Genomic DNA, 23,400 nt, shown 5'->3' on the forward strand with positions numbered 1-23,400 from the left:
ATGAACAACCAATCTCCTAACCGTTTCCAAGCGACAGGGGTAAACATTGGTGCGTTGAATAAATTTTACGCTAAGGTTTACGGTATTTTCGCTGCAGGTTTGGGTTTAAGTGCATTGACTGCTTATCTGGGGGCCAATGTTTTCAAATATCAAGTACTGAATTTTATTGATCGTTTTCCCCTTGGTTTTTGGGGCTTATGGATCATCCAACTGATTTTAGTCGTGGTGATGAGTCGGAAAGCTAGCAAAAATCCCGCTTTAACGATGGCCGGCTTCCTCGTTTATTCGCTGTTGACAGGTGTGACTTTGACTGTGACGTTGATGGTTTATAGTCAAGCGACGGTGGTTCAAGCATTTGTTACTGCTATGGTTACGTTTGCCGGGGCTGCAGCGGTGGGGATGTTTATCAAAAAGGATTTGAGTATTTTCGGACGTATCGGGATTATTCTAGTCTGGGGCTTGATTATTACCATGGTGCTAAACGCATTTGTCTTCCATAGTACTGGATTAGATTTAGTATTAGCCATCATCGGTGTAGTGGTCTTCACTGGCTTGACAGCTTATGACAACCAGATGATTCGTAAATATTACTTCCAATTTCAAAATCAAGAAAATACCGGGATTGCCGCTTTCTGTGCGTTGCAATTGTACCTGGATTTTATCAATATTTTCTTATATTTGTTACGAATTTTCGGTTACGACGACAATTAATCAAGAATCAAGTAATGATCAAAAAGCTATTTCCCCAGTGGGTGAAATAGCTTTTTGATATTAAGGAGGAATTAGGATGGAAACGCTGTTTATTTTTGATGATGGAGCATCCTCAACGTTTTTTCTTTATGATTTAAATGACGGTAACAATCGCCTAATCCATTTTGCCCCAATCATCCCTATCAAACAATTTACTTTAGGACAGCTTTTTGTCCGTGAAACGCCAGAAAGATTTATGGAGATTGTCAGCATAGCTTTTGGCCGTTCTGTATCAAAGTATTTGATTGTGACGAAAAGTGAAGGCTTGGCTGCTGTTCGTGAAGCCGGTCTTAATCAATCAGGCCATTTTCTGGTGGAAAATCCCAGCGCGTTTACGGCAGTCAAAAATGGCAAGCACTACCCCGCAGGCCCGCTGTCATTGAACCAAGAGGAGATTGAGGCTTATATTAGCTGGCAAATCGATGAGGATGGTGATTTTGGTGTCTTTACTAGGCAAGAAGATGTAATTCGTTTGCTGAAGAAAAAATTGTTAAAACCAAAACTTTCTACCATTACTAAAAATATCGGGACTGTCAATACCCATACCCGCACCAATTTGGGGATGCGAGATATGTTGAAATTGGGCAGTGGCTACTTGGCCAAAGGGGATGCCCGCATGTTAAAAACGACGGTTCCATCAAAGGGTAGTTATCAGCTAAGTGGAACTTTTCCTTATCAATTAGGGCAGATTGATTGGGAGAAAAATGAGATCCAGTTGCGCAAAGAATTACGTTAGACTAAAGCAAGCATTCTTTGCAAGAGTCTCGCAATTGAAGTACTTGCTATCCCTAAGCGGTGAAACCACGAATAAAAAAGTCCTTTTCAATGTTTTCATAGCTGTTTTTTGTTAGAATAAAGAAGGATTGCTACTGAAAAAGCAAGGGGATAGCTGAATTTTGTTACTATCCAATAATTTAAAGGGGTAAACTTATGACCAAGAAAAAATTATTGCTAATCGACGGTAATAGCGTGGCTTTTCGAGCTTTCTACGCTTTACACAACGCGATGGAAAAATTTAAGAATACTAATGGCTTATATACCAATGCGATTTACTCCTTTCACTTGATGTTTGACAATGTGATGGCAAAAGAAAAACCCACTCATGTGTTAGTGGCTTTTGATGCTGGGAAAACTACTTTTCGCACGGAGATGTATGATGCCTACAAAGCAGGTCGGGCCAAAACACCTGGGGAATTTCGGGAACAATTGCCTTACATTCGTCAGATGATCAATGCCTTGGGAGTTCAGTATTATGAATTGCCTAATTATGAAGCAGATGACATTATCGGAACGCTAGCAAATCAAGTGGATCACGATGAATTTGATGTGGTGATTGTTTCAGGAGACCGAGATTTGACGCAACTCGCGACAGATGACATCAAGGTAGACATCACCATCAAAGGCGTCTCGGATATTGAAACTTACACCCCAGCACATATCGCGGAAAAGTATGATGGCTTGACGCCAAAACAGATTATCGATATGAAAGGCTTGGCAGGGGATACTTCGGACAATATTCCTGGGGTTACTAAGATTGGCGAAAAAACGGCGATCAAATTGTTGAAGGAATATGGAAGTGTTGAAGGCATCTACGAACACATTGATGAATTGAAAAAAAGCAAGATGAAAGAAAACTTGATCAATGATAGAGAACAAGCCTTTCTTTCAAAACAACTCGCTACCATCAATACTTCAGCACCGGTAGATATTGCGATTGATAGTCTACTTTATCAAGGAAAGGACCTGGAAAAGCTGATTCCTTTCTACCAAGAGATGAATTTCAATTCCTTTTTAGATAAGCTCAATGTGACCGAAGCGGTGCCTGAGATGACAGCAGTACACTTCAAAGTGGTTGATGAATACACAGAAGAGATGTTTACACCAGAGATGGCTTTGTATGTGGAGATGTTAGGTGAAAATTACCACACAGAGGAGATCGTAGCTGTTGCATGGGGGACGGCAAAGGACATTTATGTCACCAATCATCCGGCTATTTTTGAGAATTCCTTCTTTCTCAAATGGTTATCAGCTAAGAATCAAAAGCAAGTTTATGATGCCAAACGGACCTATGTCGCCTTGAAACACTACACCAACCAGGCAACGGAAGGAATTTCTTTTGATGTCTTATTAGCGGCTTACCTCTTAGATACCAATGACAATTCCAATGATATTGCCGGTGTGGCACGACAGTATGGGTATACTGAGATTCAGACGGATGAAGCGGTTTATGGCAAAGGGGCGAAGCGAGGCCTGCCTGCTGATGAGGAAGACCTGTTTGCTCATCTAGCTCGTAAAATTCAAGCAATTCATTTTCTGACGCAACGCCTCGATGCCGAACTACATGAAAAAGACCAAGCCAATCTCTTCTATGATATGGAATTGCCTTTATCTTTTATCTTAGCTGATATGGAAATTGCGGGTATCACTGTAGATCCCACTCGTTTGCAAAGCATGAAGGGCGAATTCTCTAAACGCCTCCAAGAAATCGAAAAGAAGATTTATGAAGAAGCCGGCGAAGAGTTCAACATCAATTCGCCGAAACAGCTGGGTGTGATTTTATTTGAAAAGATGGGCTTACCTGTGATCAAAAAGACCAAAACGGGTTATTCAACAGCTGTGGATGTCCTGGAGCAATTGCGGGAACAAGCACCAATTGTCGATGAAATCTTGAACTATCGTCAGCTGGCTAAGATTCAATCGACTTATGTCGAGGGTCTGCTAAAAGTGATCGCACAAGATGGTAAAGTTCATACCCGCTACGTTCAAACCTTGACCCAAACTGGGCGTCTAAGCTCAGTCGAACCCAACCTACAAAATATCCCGATTCGCTTAGAGGAAGGACGAAAAATCCGCCAAGCCTTTGTACCACGAAAGAAAGACTGGTTGATCTATTCCTCTGACTATTCGCAAATCGAGCTGCGGGTCTTGGCGCATATTTCTAATGACGAACATTTGAAAGCAGCCTTTGTAGAAGGACAAGATATCCATGCCTCCACAGCGATGCGGGTCTTCGGAATTGAAAAAGCCGCCGATGTCACTCCTAATATGCGACGCCAGGCCAAAGCGGTAAACTTTGGGATTGTCTACGGCATTTCTGATTACGGTCTCTCCCAAAATTTGGGAATTACCCGAAAGGCTGCTCAACAATACATTGATACCTATTTTGAAAAGTATCCTGGAGTGAAAAGTTACATGGAAGACATCGTCCGGGAAGCCAAAGATCAAGGCTATGTGGAAACCTTGTATCATCGTCGTCGCTATTTACCAGAAATTAACTCACGCAACTTTAACTTACGTAGTTTTGCCGAACGGACAGCAATCAACACACCGATTCAAGGGAGTGCTGCTGACATTCTCAAAATTGCTATGATTGATTTGGCACGACGCATGAAGGAAGAAAAACTAGAAGCTGTGATGTTGTTGCAGGTTCATGATGAGTTGGTGTTTGAAGTACCAGAAAAAGAGTTGACTAAGTTGGATGCCTTGGTTAAAGAAGTCATGGAACACGCAGTGAGTCTGAACGTCCCATTGATTACCGATGCCGCTTGGGGCGCAACTTGGTACGAAGCGAAGTAACTGAATCAAGATGAACTAGCCTCCTGCAAAAGATTGCGGGAGGCTTTTACGAAGGGATATGAAAGTGATGCCAGAATTACCAGAGGTGGAGACCGTCCGTAAAGGCTTGGAACAATTGGTGGAGGGGAAAGTGATTGAAAAGGTGACCGTCCACTGGCCTAGAATCATTGAGGAGCCAGATGTTCCGTTGTTTTGTCAATTGCTGAAAGGTCAGCGAATCTTGGCTATCCAGCGAAGAGGCAAGTTTTTAATCTTCAAACTAACAGATCATGATCTGGTTAGTCATTTGCGGATGGAAGGGAAATATGAGTTTTTCCCGGAAGCAACGACTGCACAACTCACTAAGCACACCCACGTCCTCTTTGATTTTACTGATGGGAGTCAATTACAGTATCGCGATGTTCGCAAATTTGGACGGATGGCTTTGCTAGCAAAAGATGGTGCCGACAGCTACAAAGGCATTCAACAATTAGGGCCTGAACCTTTGCCAGATCAGTTTGTTCTTCAAGAATTTAAGAAGGGCTTACGGAGTTCCCACAAAGCCATCAAGCCATTATTATTGGATCAGCGTTTGGTGACAGGGTTAGGTAATATTTATGTCGATGAAGCCCTGTGGCAAGCAAAAATCCATCCAGAACAGCCCGCCAATACGCTGACTGATGGGGAGATTACGACGTTGCGTGAGGCAATTATCGATGTTTTAGCCCGTGCCGTGACAGCAGGGGGGACGACGATTCGGACCTATCTAAATGCTCTAGGAGAGGCTGGCACATTTCAGCTTTCACTAAATGTCTATGGTCAAACGGGAAAACCATGTCCTCGCTGCGGCCGAGAAATCATTAAAATCAAAGTCGCGCAACGGGGGACCCATCTCTGTCCCAACTGCCAAACACTTCGAGTGCGAAAACCGCGGCAACCAGTGGGTAAGATGTCACCAGTAAAACCTGGATCACAAGAGAAGGGTCCTTCAGAACATCATGTGAAGCACCCATTGATGTCAAAAAATAGTTTTATCCTTGGGGTCACCGGTTCCATCGCGACTGGTAAATCAACGGTAGTGGAAGTCTTTTTAGAGCAGGGGATACCAGTAGTGGATGGGGATATCGTCGCTCGTCAAATCATGGAACCAGGGCAACCGGCTTTGGCTCAGGTAGCAAAGACTTTTGGACAGAAGGTATTACAATCAGATGGAGGGTTAAATCGTCAAGCGCTAGGAGAAATCGTGTTTAGTCATCCGGAAAAACGCCAACAGTTGGATCAACTGTTGGATCCTTACTTGCGACAAGAAATCATACGCCAGTTGCAAGAAGCTGCCAAAACCGCTCCTTTAGTGGTTGCAGATATTCCGCTACTTTATGAAAAAGGGTATGAGCAATATGTGAATCAAGTGGCGGTGGTTTATATTCCCAGAGAGGTTCAGTTACACCGTTTGATGGAACGGGATGGCATCAGCGAAAAAGCTGCAACGCAACGGATTGATAGCCAATTGGCGATTGACACAAAAGCGGAGCGGGCTGATTGGGTCATTGACAATCAAGGGACGCGAGAAGAAACACGCCAACAAGTAACAGCATGGCTTCTTCAGCGAGAAAAAGGACTACCATTAAGAAAATGATTGGGGTTGCCTCAGGTGTGTTGGTTCGGCCCTACTGATTTTCTTGGGGAATCACTATCTAAGAGCAACCCATGAAAACTTTCAGCGTGCCCTGAAAACCTATTGACCAATTTTGGCTAGTTCGGGTTTTAGACCACAGCTGAAATGCATATCAAGCAATCATTTTTAAAGAAACCGTGGCCTGCTCTAACGAATTGCCACGGTTTTTCAGGGTCGACAGATTACTTAAGGAGAGTTTTCTGTTATAATTATTCAAGATAAGAAGTACAAAATCACGGCAAAAGGCCGTTTACACGTTTGCTTACAGAAGCTGCACCAAAAAAGATGATGCTTCGAGAAGCTATTATTTAAAGAAGAAGGTGGAATTATGCGTTGTCCAAAATGTCACCACAATGCCAGTCGAGTCATCGATAGTCGTCAAACTGACGATGGCCGAACGATTCGCCGTCGTCGGGAATGTGAAAATTGTGGTTTTCGCTTTACAACCTTTGAGCGGATTGAGGAAACACCGCTTTTGGTGATTAAAAAAGATGGTAAGCGAGAAGAGTTTACGCGCGAAAAAATCTTAAGAGGTTTAATCCGTTCGGCAGAAAAACGTCCAGTGGCCATGGAACAGATGGAACAGATTGTCGATGAAGTTGAAGAGCGGGTACGGAGCCTTGGAGAAAATGAAGTCTCCACGATCCTCATAGGAGAGTATGTGATGGAAGCTTTGAAGGATGTGGATGAAATTTCTTACATCCGTTTTGCTAGCGTCTATCGCCAATTTAAGGACATGTCTGTGTTCTTAAAAGAGTTACAAGAAATTGTTGAAAAGGCCAAGAATAGTGACAATTGATTACGTAATTGCGCTGTCGGTGTTGGTCAAGACTAAAGGAGCGTTAGCATGTGGACCATGGGAAAAACACGTTAAAACCAAAAGATATCTATCGTCCCTTTAAAGCACGTGGGCTGACGACTGAAGGAGCCCAAGCCCTGGCTTATCTTTATCAGCCGGTGACGGGCAGTGATGCCATCGCGGTGTACCAGTCGTTACTTGGGGATGCTGAAGATGACACCCAAGAGGAGTTTCTGCACATGGACGCTTTTACTGCTTTGGATATGGGGAGTCCGCGTTTTTTGGCTGCTCGTCATCAATTGGAAGGCCTAGGACTACTAAAGGTCTATGTCAAAGAAGATCGCGAACTTGGCCCTCAGTATTTATACGAATTAATGGAACCAATGGCGCCGGTGGCTTTTTTTCAAGATGAGCGCTATTGCCAGTTGTTACTGGCGAAGGTTTCACGACATAAGTTTAACCAATTAGCTCAACGGTTTGCTCCAAAAACGGTGGATATGACAAGTTATCGGCAAATCACCAAGCGTTTTGCGGAGGTCTATGGAAAAGCCGCTCAAGGATCAGGGGGGCAGTTAGCCAATCAAGATATAAAGGCTGCCACCACAAACTATCAACAGTTGGCTGATGTCGGTCAATTACAAGTGACACTGGCGCATTTGGACTGGCCGTTTATGAAGGATCTAGCTGAAAAAGAGCACCTCGCTCGTGAGCTTTTCACGGAAGAGTTGCGAGAAAAACTGGCTTTTTATCATGAGTTTTATGGTTACCAAGAGCTGGAATTGATTGAGCTTTTAGGAGATGCCGTGGTATTAAGTGGGGGGCAGCTTAATCTAAAAAAATTGGATCAAGTAGCCGAAAAACGCGCCCAAGAGCCACTTCGCAAAACAAATTACCCAGCCAAGAATGAGGCTTCTGATAATTTGGAGCAAGTTTCCGATGTAACAGAAAACGATTTGGCAATTCGGAGGCGCAATCAGTTTCTTGCCAAAGGCTATACCGAGGCAGATTGGCAAGCTATCCAAGCGATGGATACTTACCCTCCATTGAAATATTTGCAAGGACTAAAAAAGGCCAAACGCAGCTTTGTCACTAAAAATGAAGAATGGTTGTTAAAAGACTTGGTGGCAAAATCACCTTTGCCCAATCCAGTGATCAATCAATTGATGAATTATGTGTTAGTGGATCAAAATAAAAGTGATCTCAACGCCCGTTTAGTGAATACGATTGCTACCGATTGGTCGGAAAAACAGTTGAAAACTCCTGAAGCGGCATTGGACTATGTGCGGCAACGCAAACTAGAACAACTTGCGGAAAAGGAGCAAAAAGAACAACGACGTCAAGCAAACAACAAACGCTTTGGCAATAACCGACTACAAAAAACCGAAAAACTTGAAGATTGGTCCCAATACCAGGTACAGACAAATCCTGAACTGGAAGCAGAGTTGGATCGTAAAATGAAAGAATTTTTGGAGGAAGAAGGTGAAAAATGATGGATGATGTCGGTAAAAATATCAGCGGCATGATGCGGCGAGGCAACTATCAGGACCGTTATCAAGAAATGGTGGAAGAAGTCTTGCAAGATGCCGATGTTCGGGCTTTTTTGGAGGAAAACCAGCAACGCTTAACGAAAGAAGATATCGAAAAAAGCTATTCGAAACTATATGAGTTTGTCAAAGAAAAACGGAAGTTCCATCAACAAGATCCTAAAATGATTGCCCCAGGGTACCAACCAAAACTGGTGCTAAATTACCATTATATCGATGTGGCCTATGTGCCAACTGCTGAATTATTGGCCCAACGTGAACAAGAAGATATTCGCAAGCGCATCCAGACTTACGATATCCCCAAAGATATCCGCCATGCTACGATGAAGACGGTTGACCGCTCACCAGAACGGACGAAAGTCATCATGGAAGTCCTGGACTTTGTCACCGAATATTCAGCAACACCAAAAGAGTTTCATAAAGGGTTATATTTAGCCGGTGATGTGGGAATTGGAAAAACCTATCTTTTGGGAGCGATGGCTAACGAGTTAGCTAAGCGTGGCTTCGAAACGATGCTGGTCCATTATCCGACCTTTTCTTACAATATTAAACGCAGTATTGCAGACAATACGGTTGGCGAAAAAATGGATCCCATCCGGCGGGCGCCAATCTTGGTATTGGATGACGTTGGGGCTGATGCGATTACCTCTTGGACCCGAGATGAAATTTTTGGGGTGATTTTACAGTATCGCATGCAAGAACAGTTACCGACTTTTTTCACTTCCAACATGACAATGGCCGGTTTGGAAAACTTTTTGACTTTGACCAAAGATGGCGATGAACCTTTGAAGGCGAAACGTCTCATGGAGCGGATTCGTTATTTAGCCAAAGAAGTGGTGTTACGAGGACCAAATCGCCGCAATCCATAAATGAATAAGTAATATCTGGTAATAGGAGGCAGTAAAATGAAACTTGGAATCGTAACTCTACTAGCTAGTGGAGTTTTGTTAGGGGCGACAGGCTGTAGCTACATGACTGCACCGGCTGGGAGTAGTCGGGAAGTGACAAGCAATCCCACGGCTGACTGCATTGACTGTCAAGCAGCCGGTACGACAGCCGGGACAAAAACAAGTGAGGAAGTGGCTACCATCAAAACAGTGTTTACGGCAGCAATCAAAGAAGACTTAACATATGTTTCAGATAGTGATTATTACAAGCTCTGGGTTGAAAATCCTGAAGCAGTAACTGATCCAGAAAACATCCTCAAATCTTTTCAAGCTGACGGGGTAGTTTTAAATCTTAGCCCTGAGCAAGTAGCAGAAGAGGTCAAGGATCAGTTGGTGGTCGGTAATCATGTAAAAGTTGAGTTGGCGGGCATCCCCATTATGACCATGTCATTGCCACCACAATTACCAGGACGAAGCATCCTCCAAATCACTTTGGTGGATGCTGACCAGTAAAACGAATAGCGAAAGATCATCCGCTTTTGATATTAGCTGATCGTTGATTTGTCTCAGCCACGATGAAACTTTTCTCGTGGCTGTTTGTATGAATCGGCGAGGTAATTAAAAGCGGAAAGGAGTGTTTTAGAATGAATGAACATGGATTATCCCACCGTTTGGCACAAGTAGGAGCAGAAGTACCTGAAGGCGCTCGTTTGGCAGATATTGGTTCAGATCACGCTTACCTGCCGGTTGCCTTGATGCTAGCCGGTAAGATTGATTATGCGGTAGCTGGTGAGGTGGTCAAAGGACCTTTTGCATCCGCTTGTAAGCAAGTCGCCAAAAACGGTCTTGCAGAGAAAGTTGTTGTGCGCTTGGCTGATGGCTTAGATGCCGTAGTTGCTGAAGATGCCATTGATACCGTGACGATTGCTGGGATGGGAGGCACCCTGATTACAAGTATTTTGGAAAAGGGACGTCAGGGGCAACGCTTGCGGGGAGATGAACGTTTGATTTTGCAGCCGAATGTCGGGGAACGCAATGTCCGTCAGTGGTTGCAGGACAATCATTACCAAATTGTGGCAGAACATATTTTAGAAGAAAATGATAAGATATATGAAATTATTGTGGGGATGCCTCAGCCTCCACAACAACCTCTGAGCTATTCCGAAAAGGAGTTGTTTTTCGGTCCTTTTTTAGGTGTCGAAAAAAATCCAATTTTTATCAAAAAATGGCAACGGGAGCAAAAGAATCGTTTGCGAGTCTTGGACCAATTACAACAAGCAGAAAACCCACCAAGGGAAAAGATTGCTGAGATTCGCCAACAGTTAGCTTGGATTGAGGAAGTCCTGCCATAAAGCCAGCTTTCATAGCAAGCTGAATCAGAAGGCTGATTTTAATTATCATTATTTTCGAGGAGGAAGATAGATGACCATCAACGGCCAAGAATTTATCCGTCGTTTTGAAGCCTATTGTCCCCAGTGGCTAGCTGAAGAAGGGGATCCGGTCGGGCTTCATATTGGGACCTTGGATAAACCAGTGAACAATATTATGATGACTTTGGATGTCCGACCAGAAGTCGTCCAAGAAGCCATTGACAAAAAGGTTGATTTGATTGTGGCAAAACACCCACCAATTTTTCGACCAATTAAGCGTTTGACAGCAGATGATCCACAAAATGCAATGTATCTGGAATTAGTGAAACACGATATTGCAGTCTATGCCGCCCATACGAATATGGATATTATTTGGGATGGACTAAATGATTGGTTTTGTGAAATGCTTGGCGTAGCAGTGGATGGCTATATGACGCAAACCCATGTGGAAGGACTGAAGAAGCTTGTGGTTTACGTGCCTGAAGCAGATGCTGAAAGGATGCGGCAGGCTTTGGGAGAGGCCGGTGCTGGTGAACAAGGGAACTATCATCATACCTCGTTTTCTAGTAATGGCCAAGGACGTTTCACACCCAATGGGAAAGCTAAACCGGCAATCGGCAAGTTGGAACAAGCAACCATCGTCTCTGAGACCCGCATCGAAGTATTATTTCCGGAAAGGCGCCAAGAACAAGTATTACAAGCGATGTTTGCTGCCCATCCATATGAAGAACCGGCTTTTGATCTTTTTTCCCTAGATAATTCCCCCATTACTTATGGTATTGGGCGTGTCGGGAACTTATCAGAACCGATGGCTATCGAGGATTTTTGTCAGCTGGTTAAAGCAGTCTTTGAGTTAGATGGGCTTCGTCTTGTCCAACCAGCGGTAGGGGCGAAGAACATGGTTCAGCGTATTGCCATCTGTGGTGGTAGTGGGGGTAATTTTTATCAAGATGCCCTCAAAAATCAAGCGGATGTTTATTTAACAGGCGATGTTTATTATCATACTGCTCACGATATGCAAGCGCATGGCTTGACGGTTATCGATCCAGGGCATAACATTGAACGTGTGTGTATTACCCGCTTTGTTGAAAAGATGGAAGCTTGGAAAGAAGAGCTGGGATGGGAGGTCACCTTTATCCCCTCTGTCACCAATACGAATCCTTTCCAATACCGTTGATTCCCAAGTGACTACTCGTGCCCTATTTATTTGACACGGATTGTTTTATAAAAAAAGTTAGTTTGACTAGGAGGACTAAAAATGTACGAAAATTTATTACCCCGTTTTTTGAAATACGTGAAAACAGAAACGCGTTCTGACCATGAAAGCACCACCACACCATCAACTGCCACTCAGATTGCTTTTGCCCATGAGTTGGAAAAAGAAATGATCGAGTTGGGTTTGCAAGATGTGATTTATAATGAAAAAAATGGCTTTGTCATTGGGACTTTACCTAGCAACACCACTAAAGCTGTCCGCACCATTGGTTTCATTGCTCATATGGATACGGCTGATTTCAATGCGGTCAATGTCAATCCCCAAATCATTGAAAATTATGACGGCCAATCCACGATTAACTTGGATTCAGAAGGCAAATATACTTTAAATACGACTGATTTCCCAAATCTGAAAAACTATGCTGGTCAAACCTTGATTACAACAGACGGATCGACATTATTAGGGGCTGATGATAAGTCAGGGATTGCTGAAATCATGACGGCCATGGAAATCTTGATCAAAAATCCTGATATTAAACATGGCACGATCAAAGTTGCGTTTGGCCCGGACGAAGAAATCGGAGTAGGAGCAGACAAATTCGACGTTCCTCAGTTTGGTGCCGATTTTGCATATACTATGGATGGCGGTCCCGTGGGAGAATTACAATTTGAAACCTTCAACGCTGCTCAAGCAGAGATTACCATTGAAGGGAAAAATGTTCACCCAGGAACGGCGAAAAATACCATGATTAATGCTATTCAATTGGCCATTGATTTTCAAAATGCGTTGCCTGCAGCAGAAGTTCCTGAAAAAACAGAAGGTGCAGAAGGATTCTTCCATTTGATGGCGATTTCTGGTTCTCCAGAAGAAGCGAAAATGAGCTATATTATTCGCGACCATGACCGCCAAAAATTTGAAGATCGCAAACGCCAAATTCAAGCGGTGGCAGACCAGTTAAATGCGCAGTTTGACCATCCACGGGTGCATGTGGAACAATACGATCAATACTACAACATGCGAGAAATTATCGAAAAAGATATGTCAATTGTTGAGTTGGCAAAAGATGCCATGACCGCCTTAGGGATTGAACCGGTGATTGAACCCGTTCGTGGCGGGACAGATGGTTCTAAATTATCCCAAATGGGTTTGCCAACACCGAATATCTTTGCTGGTGGCGAAAATATGCACGGACGCTTTGAATTTGTTTCTTTACAAGCAATGGAAAAAGCGACGGATGTCATCGTCAAAATCGCTGAAATGAACGCAAAATAATTTGAAGAAAAGCTTCCAATAAAGTTACGAATGAAATCGTAGCTTTGTTGGAAGCTTTTTATCATGGTTTAAAGGTTTATTTTTAGCTCCATGTAATTGGGATGACGGAAACTAAAACCGCTATCGCCAACCCCACTTTTTGGTTGGTCTAGCTTAACGATCTCAATTTAGACGAATTGTCTGAGCAGACACACCGCTCCCTTGGTCTGGTACATTTGAATTTAGAGGACGTGGTCCAGGTAGCGCAATCCATGCCTCTTTGCGCTACGGTCCTCCCCAATCGACTTCATGAAATTTACCTTATTCTGTGCCTTTTCAAGAAAGAAACTGCGAAGCTTAAAGTATTGTGGGGAGTTATCAATTACTAAAAGCGGGACTATCCCATTTTTTGATTGGATAGTCCGTGCTCTTGCTATGCCTAATGTTAATATCGGCTGTTGTCGGAAGTAGTTATTTTGAATCATCGAGAAGCGTATCCTTTTGCTCTTGGGATAGACGTTGATCTAGTTGGGCCATCTTGTCATTGGCTTCTTGATAGAGCAGCGGGATTTGCTCCAATAGTTGTTGTGAGATAGCCAGAGAATCCCCAGCACCACTAAGATCGGTGACGTCGACGGTTGTTAACTGGCTGACGAGCGTTTCCATGATGCTTGCTGTTTGTGTTAGAATTTCTGGCGGTAAGACCTCGCTGCTATAAGAAGCATAAAGGGTGCTTGTGGCAGTGATGGTACTGGCATATTGCAAGAGCCAGGTGAAGCTATACTGGATATCTAGCGAGTTGATGGAGCCAAGGGGGATTCGATGCACAAAGCTTGCCACCTGCCAAAGCAGTGAAGGAGGTACCAGCTGGTTAAGGGGGCGATTGCTTTCTTCCAGTTGGGGCTGTCGTGCTAAGTCCAAGCGGTAAGCTGCATAAAGAAAATCTTTCAATGTCTGCAGGACAAAGGCGCCTGTTTGCTTGTCTTTTTTATAGACTTCAGTCTCTGGTAAACAAGTAGTAGCTTCGGTTTGTGCTAAAAATAATCCAGTCGGTTTGATATATAAGTTAAAATAGCGTTCTTTGGAGCTGATCAGCTCATTTAGTAACGATTTTTGTGGTTTTCTGGCAGAAAATTCCGCTTCCCATTGTTTTTCAGAAATATTTTTTAGTTTAGAGGTGACCTTTTGATTGACTTCAGCTGTAAAAGTCGGTGTTAGCTTTTCCGATTGAAAGCCGAGGGTCCCATAGTAGGCAAAGTTCCAACAATCTTTTTGACGGGCTAACTGATTGAGGCTAGCCAGTGGAATAGTTTGCCCTTCATGAGCGGTCAAATAAGCAATTAATGCGGGAAGATATTCGCTTATTTGCTTCGCTGGTTGGGATTTTTGAAAAAAGAAAGCCATGTTCTGCCTCCAAGTTTTTTTCTTTTATTGTAGCGGTTTTTAAGGGATACCACAAGAAGGCCTCCTTTGTGTGTAGGCATAGCCGTGCTTACTTGTCTTACATTGTTTAAATTTATACGAAATGTTTGCTCCCCAGACTAGAAACAGGTAGAATAAACATGTTTGTGGACGATGAAAGTCTGAGTAAGTTTTTGATCGTCCCTCCATAGAAAGTGAGCGCTGAACATGACAAAAAAACCATTGATTAAACGATTTTCCCATACGGATTTAGACGGTGTGGGATCAGCTTTGTTACTTCCTGCGGTCTTAAGCAAATTTCCTGAGTTTGCGGAGGCCGAGTATCTGGGAGTGACGTATTGCGAACCAGGCAATGAAGGGACAATTGATCCCAATGTCCTCGCTTTTATTGCGGAAAATGAAGAACCGATTACCCACTTATTTATCACCGATATCTGCCCGAGTGAAGAAGTGGTGGAAAAGCTTGCGGCGTATTGCAAAGAAAAAGCGATTGAATGGCGCATTTTTGATCATCATATTTCTTCTATCGCTATCAATGCGGCTTTTCCTGACAACAGCCGTGTGATTGTCCAAGACGAAACCACCGGCTTGAAACATGCTGGCACCACAGTGCTTTTCAAAGAAATCGTCGGTAAAATGCCCACTGAGTTGTTTGATGACCAACAATGGGGACAGTTAGCAAACGTTGCGGATTGCATTCGTTGTTATGATTGCTGGGATTGGCAAGCCAATCCAGTAGCTGCCTATAAAGAAGAAGCCAAGGATTTTAACAATCTGTTTTATTTCTTTAGCTTTGACAAGCGGGTTCAACTGATGGAAGCAGTGATGGCAAATGGTTTGACGTATTTAGAGCAATACCAAGATATCATCACGGCGATGCAAGAAAAAGAAGCCGATTATATCAAAGGAAAACTTAAACATGCCCGTTTTGGCACTTTGGCGGGGCTTCATTTTGCCTATACTTTTGGTGAACAATACCAATCTTCCCTCGGCAATGCGATGGCGCAGTTGGTTAACCCAGCGACAGATGAAGTGGTGGACTTTAGCTTAGTTATCGTAGGTGAGGGTGTATCCTTGCGAGCGGTGAAAGATGATGTCGATTTATCGCGTATTGCCAAGCGCTACTTTAACGGCGGTGGCCATCAAAAAGCTTCAGGTGGTAGCTTCTTCAAGCAAGAGCTGTTCGTTTTTGATCAAGAGACCGATACGACGATGCGCCTGTTAGAGATTGCTTCTCGTTAAGCTTAGCGAGAAGCCAAAGGAGCTTTGAAAAAAGCACCCAACTCCAAGAGAGTCGGGTGCTTTCCTTAACGGTAATTGGTGAATTGCAATTCGATGGGTAACGCCATTTTTCGTAATAAAGCGATGACTTCTTGAAGGTCATCCCGGCTTTTACCGGTGACGCGAATTTGATCGTCTTGAATTTGGGCTTTTACCTTTAGTTTGGCATTTTTAATGGCAGTGGTAATCTTTTTGGCGTTTTCTTTATCGATGCCGCTGATTAATTCAGCCGTTTGCCGTGCCTTGCCACCAAGTGCATTTTCGCTGGTAGCAAAGTGAATGTTTTTCACTGGGACACCACGTTTGATGAGTTTTCCCATCAAGACATCTTTAATCTGTTCCAGTTTAAAATCATCATCCCCAACAACTGTTAATTTGTGGTCCTCCATGGTAATCTCTACGGTGGAGTTTTTAAAATCGAACCGATTGCCTAGTTCCTTGGTTGTCATTTGAATGGCGTTTTTAACCTCTTCAAAATTGATGCTAGAGACGATATCAAAGCTTGCTTCTTTTGCCATCATTGGCCTCCTCTTCTGGTTATTTGATAATTTCCAATCTGGAAACTATCACTGGTTTTGTCTTGACTAATTTATCTTATCAAAAGAAGTGGCGGCAAACAACTGAAGCAGCATCAGGTTGGGTTTTGAAAAAAGTTGTTTTTGTTCTGTGAAAAAAGATTGATTCCGTATTCAAGGCTGGGCAGTGATGCTGCTTGAACACGTCAACTGAAAAAAGGAGCGATAATTATGAGCCGCTTAACGGCCAATGATAAAAATACGGAGATCCTAAAACGGATTGGTGTCCTAATCGTTTGTGGATTGACCTCGGCGATTGCACTAAACTATTTTCTAATTCCTGCGAAAGTCCTTTCCGCAGGGATGAACGGCGTGGCCCAGATCATCGTCGCCATCGGGTTGAACAATTTTGGTATCCAACTGAATACCGGTTTATTTATTTTTATTTTGAATATTCCCATCTTCATTATTGGGTTTTGGAAGTTAGGCAAAGAAGCAACTTTTTGGAGTTTTTTAAACGTGGTGACTATTTCTTTGGTGACGATGTTTTTCCCTCATGGTGAACTGACAGAAAATATTTTGATGAATGCTTTGATGGGTGGCTTATTTATTGGCATCGGAGCTGGCTTAGCATTGAAATTAGGTTTTACCACTGGGGGCATGGATATATTATCCTTGGTCCTTTCAAAGACTACCGGAAAAACGGTGGGCAATTTCATGTTTATCTTAAATGGAACGATTGTTTTATTTGCTGGGTTTATCTTTAGTTGGGAAAGCGCGTTGTATACGATTATTTCGATTTATATGATGAGTTATGTGGTAGATATTATCCATACTAGTCATCAAAAACTGACAGCGATGATTATCACTACCAAACCTGACGAAGTGGGACGTAGTATTTCTGAGCGGGTTTTTCGCGGGATGACTTTATTGCCTTCCGTTGGTGCCTACTCTGGTGTGGAAAGCAAAACCATTATGATGGTGATTACTCGTTACGAACTATATGATTTGGAACAAGCCATCCTAGAAGCGGATGAACAAGCTTTCGTCAATATCTTACCGACACAATCGATCTTGGGGCGTTTTGCGACGGAAGATGAGCAGCGAACTTTCAAAGCCACAGGGGTCTTTCCTGAAATGAAACCCCGGAAACGGAAAAAGTAAGCTGCGAAAAAAGAGCCTTTTCCCTTCCTTAAGGTTCAGTAAAATCTCATTTACAAAAGACGCCAAAGAGGGTATCATTTGGAAAGAAGTATCGGTCCCTGACTAGTTGTTAGCAGGTGCCAATCAACGAGGAGGTATTGGTTCATGAGTGAAGCACGGACTGAACAAGAAATCGAAGAAATCAAAGAGCGGATCCTGACTGCCTTGGAAACGGTTATCGATCCAGAATTAGGTATCGATATCGTCAACTTGGGTTTAGTATATGAAGTAGAATTTGATGGGGAAACTGGCAATACAGTCATCAAAATGACTTTGACGACGATGGGTTGTCCTTTAGCGGATATTTTGACAGATCAAATTCATCAAGCACTTAAAGAAATTCCCGAAGTCACTACAAGCGATGTCAAATTAGTGTGGTACCCCGCATGGACGACCGACAAAATGAGTCGTTATGCTCGGATTGCCTTGGGGATTCGTTAAGAAGTGAAGCGTTCTAATTTAGTAGAGTTTTCGACACTTGTTTGCAGGTGTTGGAAACTCTATTGTTGTATTTACAGTAATCAAGTAAAAGAGTGAACAATAAAATGTATTAATAAATAAATTGTTCGGATTCGCTTGATTTTTATTCGGAAAAAAGCTATTCTACAAGCAGAATGATGGAAAGGGGCTTTTTACTGTGCTGCAGACAACATTTTTAGATTACACCTATGACAATCCCTTGATGAACGCTTCGGGGGTTCACTGTATGACCGTTTCTGAATTAGACGAATTGGCCGCTTCGCAAGCTGGGGCGTTTATCACCAAAAGTGCCACATTGGCTGAACGGGCGGGGAATCCTGAACCTCGTTATGCAGATGTTCCTTTAGGAAGTATCAATTCGATGGGCTTACCAAATCTAGGAGTGGATTATTACCTAGATTATGCGTTGGCTTATCAAGCAAAAGAACCAGCACCCTTATTTTTCTCGGTGGCAGGAACCAGTGTCGAAGAAAACTTAGCATTATTGGCAAAGATTCAGCACAGTGAGTTTACCGGGATTACCGAACTAAATCTCTCCTGTCCCAATGTACCAGGAAAGCCGCAAGTGGCCTATGATTTTCCTTTGACTGAAGAAATTTTGACAAAAGTCTTCCAATTTTTTACTAAACCATTAGGGGTGAAACTCCCACCTTATTTTGATATGGCACACTTTGACCAAATGGCAGCCATCCTTAACCAATTTCCTCTAGCTTATGTGAATTGCATCAACAGTATCGGAAACGGTCTGTATGTTGATCCTCAGACGGATACGGTGGTGATACGGCCGAAAGAAGGTTTCGGTGGTATCGGTGGCGAGTATGTGAAACCAACAGCCTTAGCGAATGTCCGGGCCTTTTATACCCGCTTAAAACCTGAAATTAAAGTAATCGGGACTGGGGGGATCCTTACTGGTCAAGATGCGTATGAACACTTGCTCTGCGGTGCGACGATGCTTCAGATCGGTACCCAACTCCAAAAAGAAGGTCCAGATATTTTCCAACGAATTTGTCAGGAATTAGAAACGATTATGGAAGCAAAAGGGTATACCACAATTGCTGATTTTCAAGGAAAATTAAAGACAGTGGATTAAGTGTTAGCTAGTTGGAGCAATTTGACCAACTAGCTTTTTTACTCAGTTGCCCCGTAATAGATCGTTGGACCAAGTAAGAAGCACCAAGTCTCACTAGCCAACCAACTCATGAGAAGAACACCAAGGGGCAGTTGTGAGACGTTTTTTAAGAGCTGGAGTTTTCTCAGCTTTTTAACAAAAGATAGGAGTGATATTGATGATAATCAGACAGGCAACGATTGCCGAGCTACCACAAGTGATGACGATAATCGAAGGTGCCCGACAAGTATTGAAGGAAGCGGGCTCTCCCCAATGGCAAAATGGCTATGGTCCTGATGAAGGGAGTCTATTGAACAGTATTAAACAAGGAGTGTGCTATGTTGCCGACATTGCCGGTGACTTGGTAGCAACGGCTTGTCTCATACCAGGAGTCGATCCAGTGTATACTGCCATTCAAGAAGGACAGTGGCAAGGATCAGAGCCTTATTTGTCCATTCATCGTTTGGCAGTCGCAAAAGATTGTGGCGGGAAAGGTATCGGAAAACAGTTTTTACCAGCTTTGGTTACTATTGGAAAAGAATTAGGTTTTCAAGATTTACGCATTGATACGTATCCGAAAAATCAGCGGATGATTCGGGTGATAGAAGATGCAGGCTTTACTTATCGCGGACGGGTTTACTTTCCGATACGTGATGGCGAACGGGTCGCCTATCAAATTGTTATTTAGTCTTTTGGCACATAAGTAAGAAAAAAATTTTTCAAAAATGATGTTTTCAAAAAACGTCATATTGTTCAAGAATGTTGAAGCATTATGGTAGAATAGAAATGTATATTAAAAAAGGAGTTGTGGTAAGGAGGGGAAAAAATGAAAAAAAGAAATAGTTTCGTTCTACGTCGAGTATTGAGCAGCTTTAGTGTGTTGGTTATCTTGTTCTCACAAGGGACTTCAGCCTTTGCAAGTGTGGGAGAAGGGACTGAAACGGGGGATGCTGAAGCTAGCATGAAGCTTGGTGAAGCACAAGAAGAAACGGGAGTTGTTGAAAAAGGCGAACCTCCACAAACTATGGAGGATCAGCAGGCTGGTGACACTGAAGCGCCATCAGTTGAACCACCAGTCGCGGAAGTACCACCTGCAGTTGACAAGACAATTTTACAGAATAAAATTAGGGAACTAACTCAAGTGTTGGCCAACAGTAGTCTGTATACCTCGACTTCACTGCCTATCACCACGGCAAATCAATTGTTGGCTCGGGGCCAACAGTTATTGGCGTCTGAAGAGGTAAGTGATGAGGAGGTCGCAAACTGCATAGCCGAAATTACGAATTTATTGGCAAAATTAGTGCTTCGGGGAGATAAAGGACCATTGCAGGCGTTGGTTGCGACTGCAGCAGGGTTAGTCGAAACGGATTATACTGCAGCAAGTTACAGTGTGTTAGCTGCCGCTTTGGTGGCGGCTCAGCAATTGTTAAATGATCCAGATGCTGTGACGGAATCCCTAACAGCTTCTTTGAACCAACTTCAAAGCGCTATCGCTGGTTTGGTGAAAACCGAGGCACCTAAACCGGAAACGCCCAAGCCTGAAAAGCCTAAACCGGAAAACCCGGAAACACCTAAACCGGATGTTCCAGTCGTGGAAACACCGAAAGAAACGAAACCAGAAAAACCAGTTATAAAAGAACCAGAAACTGACAAACCGACTTCTAACAAGTCAGAGAAGGAGCAATCTGTAAAAAAATCAGATGGCGATCAACAAGTAGTTGATGCTGGAGTTACTGATTCTACTGATGAGACTCAATCAGAAGAGTCAACGACAACTGTGGTTGAAACCAATTCCGGTGACGATTCAACAAATGAAATCGATACGAATTTTGCGGTTGATAGTCTAACGAGTTCTGACTTAAATGGTTTTGAGTTGCCTTTATTATCAAGTTTTTCAGATCAGCGTCAGGCGGCTTTGATTGCTCAAGGGTTGAAGACGTTAAGCCAACCCTTTGACAAAGCAGCTACGTTATCTAATGAGCGGTCATTACCGGAAAGTTTTAGTAATCGCAGCCTTCTGCAGTATCTCTATTCTTCTGTTTTAGATGTTAATCTTGGGGAGGACTACGACGAAATGGCGCAGGTTGGTGAGAGAGTTTCTTTAGACCAATTGCAGCCTGGGGATCTTCTTTTTTGGGAAAATCAAGGGCAACCAACCAAGGTAGCCATGTATTTAGCAGAAGGCAAATACTTGATGGCGGATGAACCCCTCCAAAATCAAAATGTTGTGATTCCTTCCGTAAATAAAACAAAAACGACTTTAGAAGAAAAGGGTGCCCAGGAAGATTCGCTTCCCGGTGTTCGAATCTACACTTTACAGGGCTATAGCAAAGATGAAAATGGCAAAGTTCGCCTTGCTTCGTCTGAAGAGGGGATGCTCCCTGAAAAAATGATTGAGAGCTCTGAGCAACACGCAAATCCTAGTTTTGCTCAACATGTTCTTGCGGATCAAAGCTTGACCCTAATCGGTGAAGAATTGCTTGCCAGCTACGGTGCTTCCATTGATTTTCGTAAGAATCCTGTGACGGAAAGTTTTATTGCTAGTATTGCTGAAGATGCACGGGAATTGGGGTTGCAATACGGTGTGTATCCCTCGGTGATGATTGCTCAAGCCATATTGGAAACTGGTTCGGGTGGGAGTTTACTTTCCAAAGCGCCTTATTATAACCTTTTTGGGATTAAAGGGTTGTATAATGGTAATTCCGTTTCCATGAAAACAATGGAAGATGACGGAACCGGCAATCTTTATCAGATTACCGCGGCTTTTCGTAATTATCCGAATTTCCGAGCGTCTTTGACGGATTATGTCTCCTTGATTCGAGGAGGAACTGGCTACAACCAGAACTTCTATCAGGGAGTGTGGCGCTCAGAAGCCAAAAACTATCTACAGGCGACGGCCTTCTTGACCGGACGTTATGCCACCGATACTTCTTATAACAATAAATTAAACTCACTGATTGCCACTTATCACTTGACGCAATACGATGAGCCGCGGGTGGCCGACGCGGGGGTGATCATCACCGGACGCGATGCCATCCCAAATTCTTACGCTGAAAAAATGATTTTCCCGGATTATAATGGTGTGGACTATAATCACAGTGGCTCGTATCCGGTGGGTCAATGTACCTGGTATGTCTACAATCGTATCGCCCAATTAGGCGGGACCGTTGATGACTTCATGGGGAATGGTGGCGAATGGGGGCAACGAGGGGCTAGCTTAGGTTATCGCACCACTCAGATACCGACTGTTGGTTATGCGGTGAGTTTTCATCCAGGAGTAGCTAGTTCGAGTAAGCAATATGGACACGTGGCCTTTGTCGAAGCGGTCGGTCTAGAAGGTATTCTCGTTTCAGAAGGGAATGTCGTAGGTCCGACAACGGTTTCTTATCGGGTAATCCCGAATAGCATTGCTCGCACTAACCAAGTCACTTATGTAGCGCCAAAATAAAGATTTTAGTCAGAAGAGATGATCCTTCGATGGACATCTCTTTTTTTGTTTACTACTTTTTTTGAAACTAGTTGTTTTTCTGGTATTCTAAAAATAAGAATCTAGATAAACCACTTGTCAATAGCTAGGACAATTGATATGATTACCAACGAGGAAGGTGCACTATGAAAAAAAGACAACGAAAAAAACAAGCCTACAAGCAATATATTCGGGATATTTTTGAAGGATATGAAACGATGATTACCGATCCGGCAAAAGAAAAACTTGAATTTCATTATTTGAAAGAAGAAACATTGATTTACCGAGATGAAAATCAACAAATTCGCTTTTTAACACGGGACATGTAAGCCGGAGTAATTCGGCTTTTTTTATGGACTTTGATGATTTAACAGCAAATAAGGCCAAAAATAGGCTTTCTTTTACTTTTCTGCTTGACACTGTTTCTTGGAAGTGTTAAATTAGTCAACGTTGACGCGAGGAAAACACAACAGAAAACAACTTGAAAAACATTTCAAAAAAGTTGTTGACAGTTGCAGAAATCCTTGTTAAACTAACGAAGTTGCTGATTAAGAAAACGACATTTATTGAAAAAGTGATTTTCACTTCGAAAAAAACTTTTAAAAAATGTTTGACTTTTGAAAAGCGACATGATATGATTTAAAAGTTGACGGCGAACGAGCCGCTAACAAAATTAGACCTTTGAAAACTGAACAAAAAGCAAAAACGAACCAATGTGTAGGGCATCTCAATTTCGATTGAGATAACAAAACATTGCAAGCAAAAGCTAGCAAACAATTAATGAGCTTAAATGATTTTCGGATCATTTCAAACACTTTTTATGAGAGTTTGATCCTGGCTCAGGACGAACGCTGGCGGCGTGCCTAATACATGCAAGT

20 protein-coding genes, 1 rRNA gene and 1 pseudogene are annotated in these 23,400 nt (G+C 43.0%); 20 read left to right on the forward strand and 2 right to left on the reverse strand.

Features of this window, described 5'->3' with window-relative positions:
- From ACO03U_RS02885 to pepT, 12 genes and pseudogenes are all read left to right on the forward strand, one after another.
- Entirely contained in the window at nucleotides 1-711 is a 711-nt protein-coding gene (locus tag ACO03U_RS02885) for a Bax inhibitor-1/YccA family protein (protein ID WP_423104389.1), read from the forward strand.
- Between the two features lie 76 nt (nucleotides 712-787).
- Complete coding sequence (locus ACO03U_RS02890) at nucleotides 788-1,486, forward strand: LCP family protein (RefSeq protein WP_204685302.1); 699 nt, start codon at nucleotides 788-790, stop codon at nucleotides 1,484-1,486.
- A gap of 194 nt (nucleotides 1,487-1,680) precedes the next feature.
- A complete protein-coding gene (gene polA / locus ACO03U_RS02895; RefSeq protein ID WP_204685303.1) occupies nucleotides 1,681-4,326 on the forward strand; it encodes a DNA polymerase I in 2,646 nt (881 codons plus the stop codon).
- 67 nt (nucleotides 4,327-4,393) lie between these two features.
- Nucleotides 4,394-5,233 (forward strand): annotated as a pseudogene (gene mutM, locus ACO03U_RS02900) (DNA-formamidopyrimidine glycosylase); the annotation flags it as partial.
- 87 nt (nucleotides 5,234-5,320) lie between these two features.
- On the forward strand, nucleotides 5,321-5,941 hold the full coding sequence (coaE, locus tag ACO03U_RS02905) for a dephospho-CoA kinase (RefSeq protein WP_423104390.1): 621 nt from the start codon (nucleotides 5,321-5,323) through the stop codon (nucleotides 5,939-5,941).
- A gap of 367 nt (nucleotides 5,942-6,308) precedes the next feature.
- The gene (gene nrdR / locus ACO03U_RS02910) at nucleotides 6,309-6,779 is read left to right on the forward strand and encodes a transcriptional regulator NrdR (protein WP_161868573.1); all 471 of its coding nucleotides are present in this window, start codon (nucleotides 6,309-6,311) and stop codon (nucleotides 6,777-6,779) included.
- Nucleotides 6,780-6,829: 50 nt separating this feature from the next.
- The gene (locus ACO03U_RS02915) at nucleotides 6,830-8,269 is read left to right on the forward strand and encodes a DnaD domain protein (protein WP_204685309.1); all 1,440 of its coding nucleotides are present in this window, start codon (nucleotides 6,830-6,832) and stop codon (nucleotides 8,267-8,269) included.
- Nucleotides 8,269-9,192: a primosomal protein DnaI gene (gene dnaI, locus ACO03U_RS02920; RefSeq protein WP_161868601.1), complete on the forward strand. Its 924-nt coding sequence runs from the start codon at nucleotides 8,269-8,271 to the stop codon at nucleotides 9,190-9,192. Before ACO03U_RS02915 ends, dnaI begins: the two co-directional genes overlap by 1 nt.
- Before the next feature lie 36 nt (nucleotides 9,193-9,228).
- Nucleotides 9,229-9,723 carry a hypothetical protein gene (locus ACO03U_RS02925; RefSeq protein WP_204685311.1) on the forward strand — a complete coding sequence of 165 codons (495 nt, stop codon included), beginning with the start codon at nucleotides 9,229-9,231 and terminating at the stop codon, nucleotides 9,721-9,723.
- Between the two features lie 131 nt (nucleotides 9,724-9,854).
- A complete protein-coding gene (locus ACO03U_RS02930) occupies nucleotides 9,855-10,562 on the forward strand; it encodes a tRNA (adenine(22)-N(1))-methyltransferase (protein ID WP_204685313.1) in 708 nt (235 codons plus the stop codon).
- Between the two features lie 70 nt (nucleotides 10,563-10,632).
- On the forward strand, nucleotides 10,633-11,757 hold the full coding sequence (locus ACO03U_RS02935; RefSeq protein WP_204685314.1) for a Nif3-like dinuclear metal center hexameric protein: 1,125 nt from the start codon (nucleotides 10,633-10,635) through the stop codon (nucleotides 11,755-11,757).
- Between the two features lie 81 nt (nucleotides 11,758-11,838).
- Nucleotides 11,839-13,068, forward strand: coding sequence for a peptidase T (pepT, locus tag ACO03U_RS02940; protein WP_161868578.1), 1,230 nt, complete (start codon nucleotides 11,839-11,841; stop codon nucleotides 13,066-13,068).
- Between the two features lie 450 nt (nucleotides 13,069-13,518).
- On the opposite strand, the gene ACO03U_RS02945 is transcribed toward pepT, so the two are convergent.
- Nucleotides 13,519-14,451 carry a hypothetical protein gene (locus ACO03U_RS02945; RefSeq protein ID WP_204685316.1) on the reverse strand — a complete coding sequence of 311 codons (933 nt, stop codon included), beginning with the start codon at nucleotides 14,449-14,451 and terminating at the stop codon, nucleotides 13,519-13,521.
- Between the two features lie 225 nt (nucleotides 14,452-14,676).
- Here ACO03U_RS02945 and ACO03U_RS02950 point away from each other — a divergent pair, with 225 nt between their 5' ends.
- Nucleotides 14,677-15,711 (forward strand): hypothetical protein, encoded by a 1,035-nt coding sequence (locus tag ACO03U_RS02950; RefSeq protein ID WP_204685318.1) that lies wholly within the window; start codon nucleotides 14,677-14,679, stop codon nucleotides 15,709-15,711.
- A gap of 65 nt (nucleotides 15,712-15,776) precedes the next feature.
- On the opposite strand, the gene ACO03U_RS02955 is transcribed toward ACO03U_RS02950, so the two are convergent.
- Nucleotides 15,777-16,268, reverse strand: a complete 492-nt coding sequence (locus tag ACO03U_RS02955) for a YajQ family cyclic di-GMP-binding protein (RefSeq protein WP_161868581.1) — start codon at nucleotides 16,266-16,268, stop codon at nucleotides 15,777-15,779.
- 228 nt (nucleotides 16,269-16,496) lie between these two features.
- Here ACO03U_RS02955 and ACO03U_RS02960 point away from each other — a divergent pair, with 228 nt between their 5' ends.
- From ACO03U_RS02960 to ACO03U_RS02990, 7 genes are all read left to right on the forward strand, one after another.
- Nucleotides 16,497-17,429 carry a YitT family protein gene (locus ACO03U_RS02960; protein WP_204685320.1) on the forward strand — a complete coding sequence of 311 codons (933 nt, stop codon included), beginning with the start codon at nucleotides 16,497-16,499 and terminating at the stop codon, nucleotides 17,427-17,429.
- Nucleotides 17,430-17,573: 144 nt separating this feature from the next.
- Nucleotides 17,574-17,909: a metal-sulfur cluster assembly factor gene (locus ACO03U_RS02965; RefSeq protein ID WP_161868583.1), complete on the forward strand. Its 336-nt coding sequence runs from the start codon at nucleotides 17,574-17,576 to the stop codon at nucleotides 17,907-17,909.
- A 196-nt stretch (nucleotides 17,910-18,105) separates the two neighbouring features.
- Nucleotides 18,106-19,038: a dihydroorotate oxidase gene (locus ACO03U_RS02970; RefSeq protein ID WP_161868584.1), complete on the forward strand. Its 933-nt coding sequence runs from the start codon at nucleotides 18,106-18,108 to the stop codon at nucleotides 19,036-19,038.
- A 196-nt stretch (nucleotides 19,039-19,234) separates the two neighbouring features.
- Nucleotides 19,235-19,744: a GNAT family N-acetyltransferase gene (locus ACO03U_RS02975; RefSeq protein WP_204685322.1), complete on the forward strand. Its 510-nt coding sequence runs from the start codon at nucleotides 19,235-19,237 to the stop codon at nucleotides 19,742-19,744.
- A 138-nt stretch (nucleotides 19,745-19,882) separates the two neighbouring features.
- Complete coding sequence (locus ACO03U_RS02980) at nucleotides 19,883-22,504, forward strand: glucosaminidase domain-containing protein (protein WP_204685324.1); 2,622 nt, start codon at nucleotides 19,883-19,885, stop codon at nucleotides 22,502-22,504.
- A 164-nt stretch (nucleotides 22,505-22,668) separates the two neighbouring features.
- Nucleotides 22,669-22,851 (forward strand): hypothetical protein, encoded by a 183-nt coding sequence (locus ACO03U_RS02985; protein WP_161868586.1) that lies wholly within the window; start codon nucleotides 22,669-22,671, stop codon nucleotides 22,849-22,851.
- A 487-nt stretch (nucleotides 22,852-23,338) separates the two neighbouring features.
- Nucleotides 23,339-23,400: ribosomal RNA gene (locus ACO03U_RS02990) — 16S ribosomal RNA — on the forward strand; the annotation flags it as partial.

The organism is Enterococcus diestrammenae, assembly GCF_049384045.1.
In the GTDB taxonomy this organism is placed as follows: Bacteria; Bacillota; Bacilli; order Lactobacillales; family Enterococcaceae; genus Enterococcus_C; species Enterococcus_C diestrammenae.

Excerpts from the sequence above, each read along its gene's own strand:
- ACO03U_RS02930 (WP_204685313.1), top strand. The coding sequence starts at position 9,855 with ATGAATGAACATGGATTATCCCACCGTTTGGCACAAGTAGGAGCAGAA.
- polA (WP_204685303.1), top strand. The coding sequence starts at position 1,681 with ATGACCAAGAAAAAATTATTGCTAATCGACGGTAATAGCGTGGCTTTT.
- ACO03U_RS02890 (WP_204685302.1), top strand. The coding sequence starts at position 788 with ATGGAAACGCTGTTTATTTTTGATGATGGAGCATCCTCAACGTTTTTT.
- ACO03U_RS02950 (WP_204685318.1), top strand. The coding sequence starts at position 14,677 with ATGACAAAAAAACCATTGATTAAACGATTTTCCCATACGGATTTAGAC.
- pepT (WP_161868578.1), top strand. The coding sequence starts at position 11,839 with ATGTACGAAAATTTATTACCCCGTTTTTTGAAATACGTGAAAACAGAA.
- dnaI (WP_161868601.1), top strand. The coding sequence starts at position 8,269 with ATGGATGATGTCGGTAAAAATATCAGCGGCATGATGCGGCGAGGCAAC.
- ACO03U_RS02945 (WP_204685316.1), bottom strand. The coding sequence starts at position 14,451 with ATGGCTTTCTTTTTTCAAAAATCCCAACCAGCGAAGCAAATAAGCGAA.
- ACO03U_RS02985 (WP_161868586.1), top strand. The coding sequence starts at position 22,669 with ATGAAAAAAAGACAACGAAAAAAACAAGCCTACAAGCAATATATTCGG.
- ACO03U_RS02955 (WP_161868581.1), bottom strand. The coding sequence starts at position 16,268 with ATGGCAAAAGAAGCAAGCTTTGATATCGTCTCTAGCATCAATTTTGAA.
- ACO03U_RS02935 (WP_204685314.1), top strand. The coding sequence starts at position 10,633 with ATGACCATCAACGGCCAAGAATTTATCCGTCGTTTTGAAGCCTATTGT.
- nrdR (WP_161868573.1), top strand. The coding sequence starts at position 6,309 with ATGCGTTGTCCAAAATGTCACCACAATGCCAGTCGAGTCATCGATAGT.
- ACO03U_RS02980 (WP_204685324.1), top strand. The coding sequence starts at position 19,883 with ATGAAAAAAAGAAATAGTTTCGTTCTACGTCGAGTATTGAGCAGCTTT.
- coaE (WP_423104390.1), top strand. The coding sequence starts at position 5,321 with ATGTCAAAAAATAGTTTTATCCTTGGGGTCACCGGTTCCATCGCGACT.
- ACO03U_RS02965 (WP_161868583.1), top strand. The coding sequence starts at position 17,574 with ATGAGTGAAGCACGGACTGAACAAGAAATCGAAGAAATCAAAGAGCGG.
- ACO03U_RS02885 (WP_423104389.1), top strand. The coding sequence starts at position 1 with ATGAACAACCAATCTCCTAACCGTTTCCAAGCGACAGGGGTAAACATT.
- ACO03U_RS02960 (WP_204685320.1), top strand. The coding sequence starts at position 16,497 with ATGAGCCGCTTAACGGCCAATGATAAAAATACGGAGATCCTAAAACGG.
- ACO03U_RS02975 (WP_204685322.1), top strand. The coding sequence starts at position 19,235 with ATGATAATCAGACAGGCAACGATTGCCGAGCTACCACAAGTGATGACG.
- ACO03U_RS02925 (WP_204685311.1), top strand. The coding sequence starts at position 9,229 with ATGAAACTTGGAATCGTAACTCTACTAGCTAGTGGAGTTTTGTTAGGG.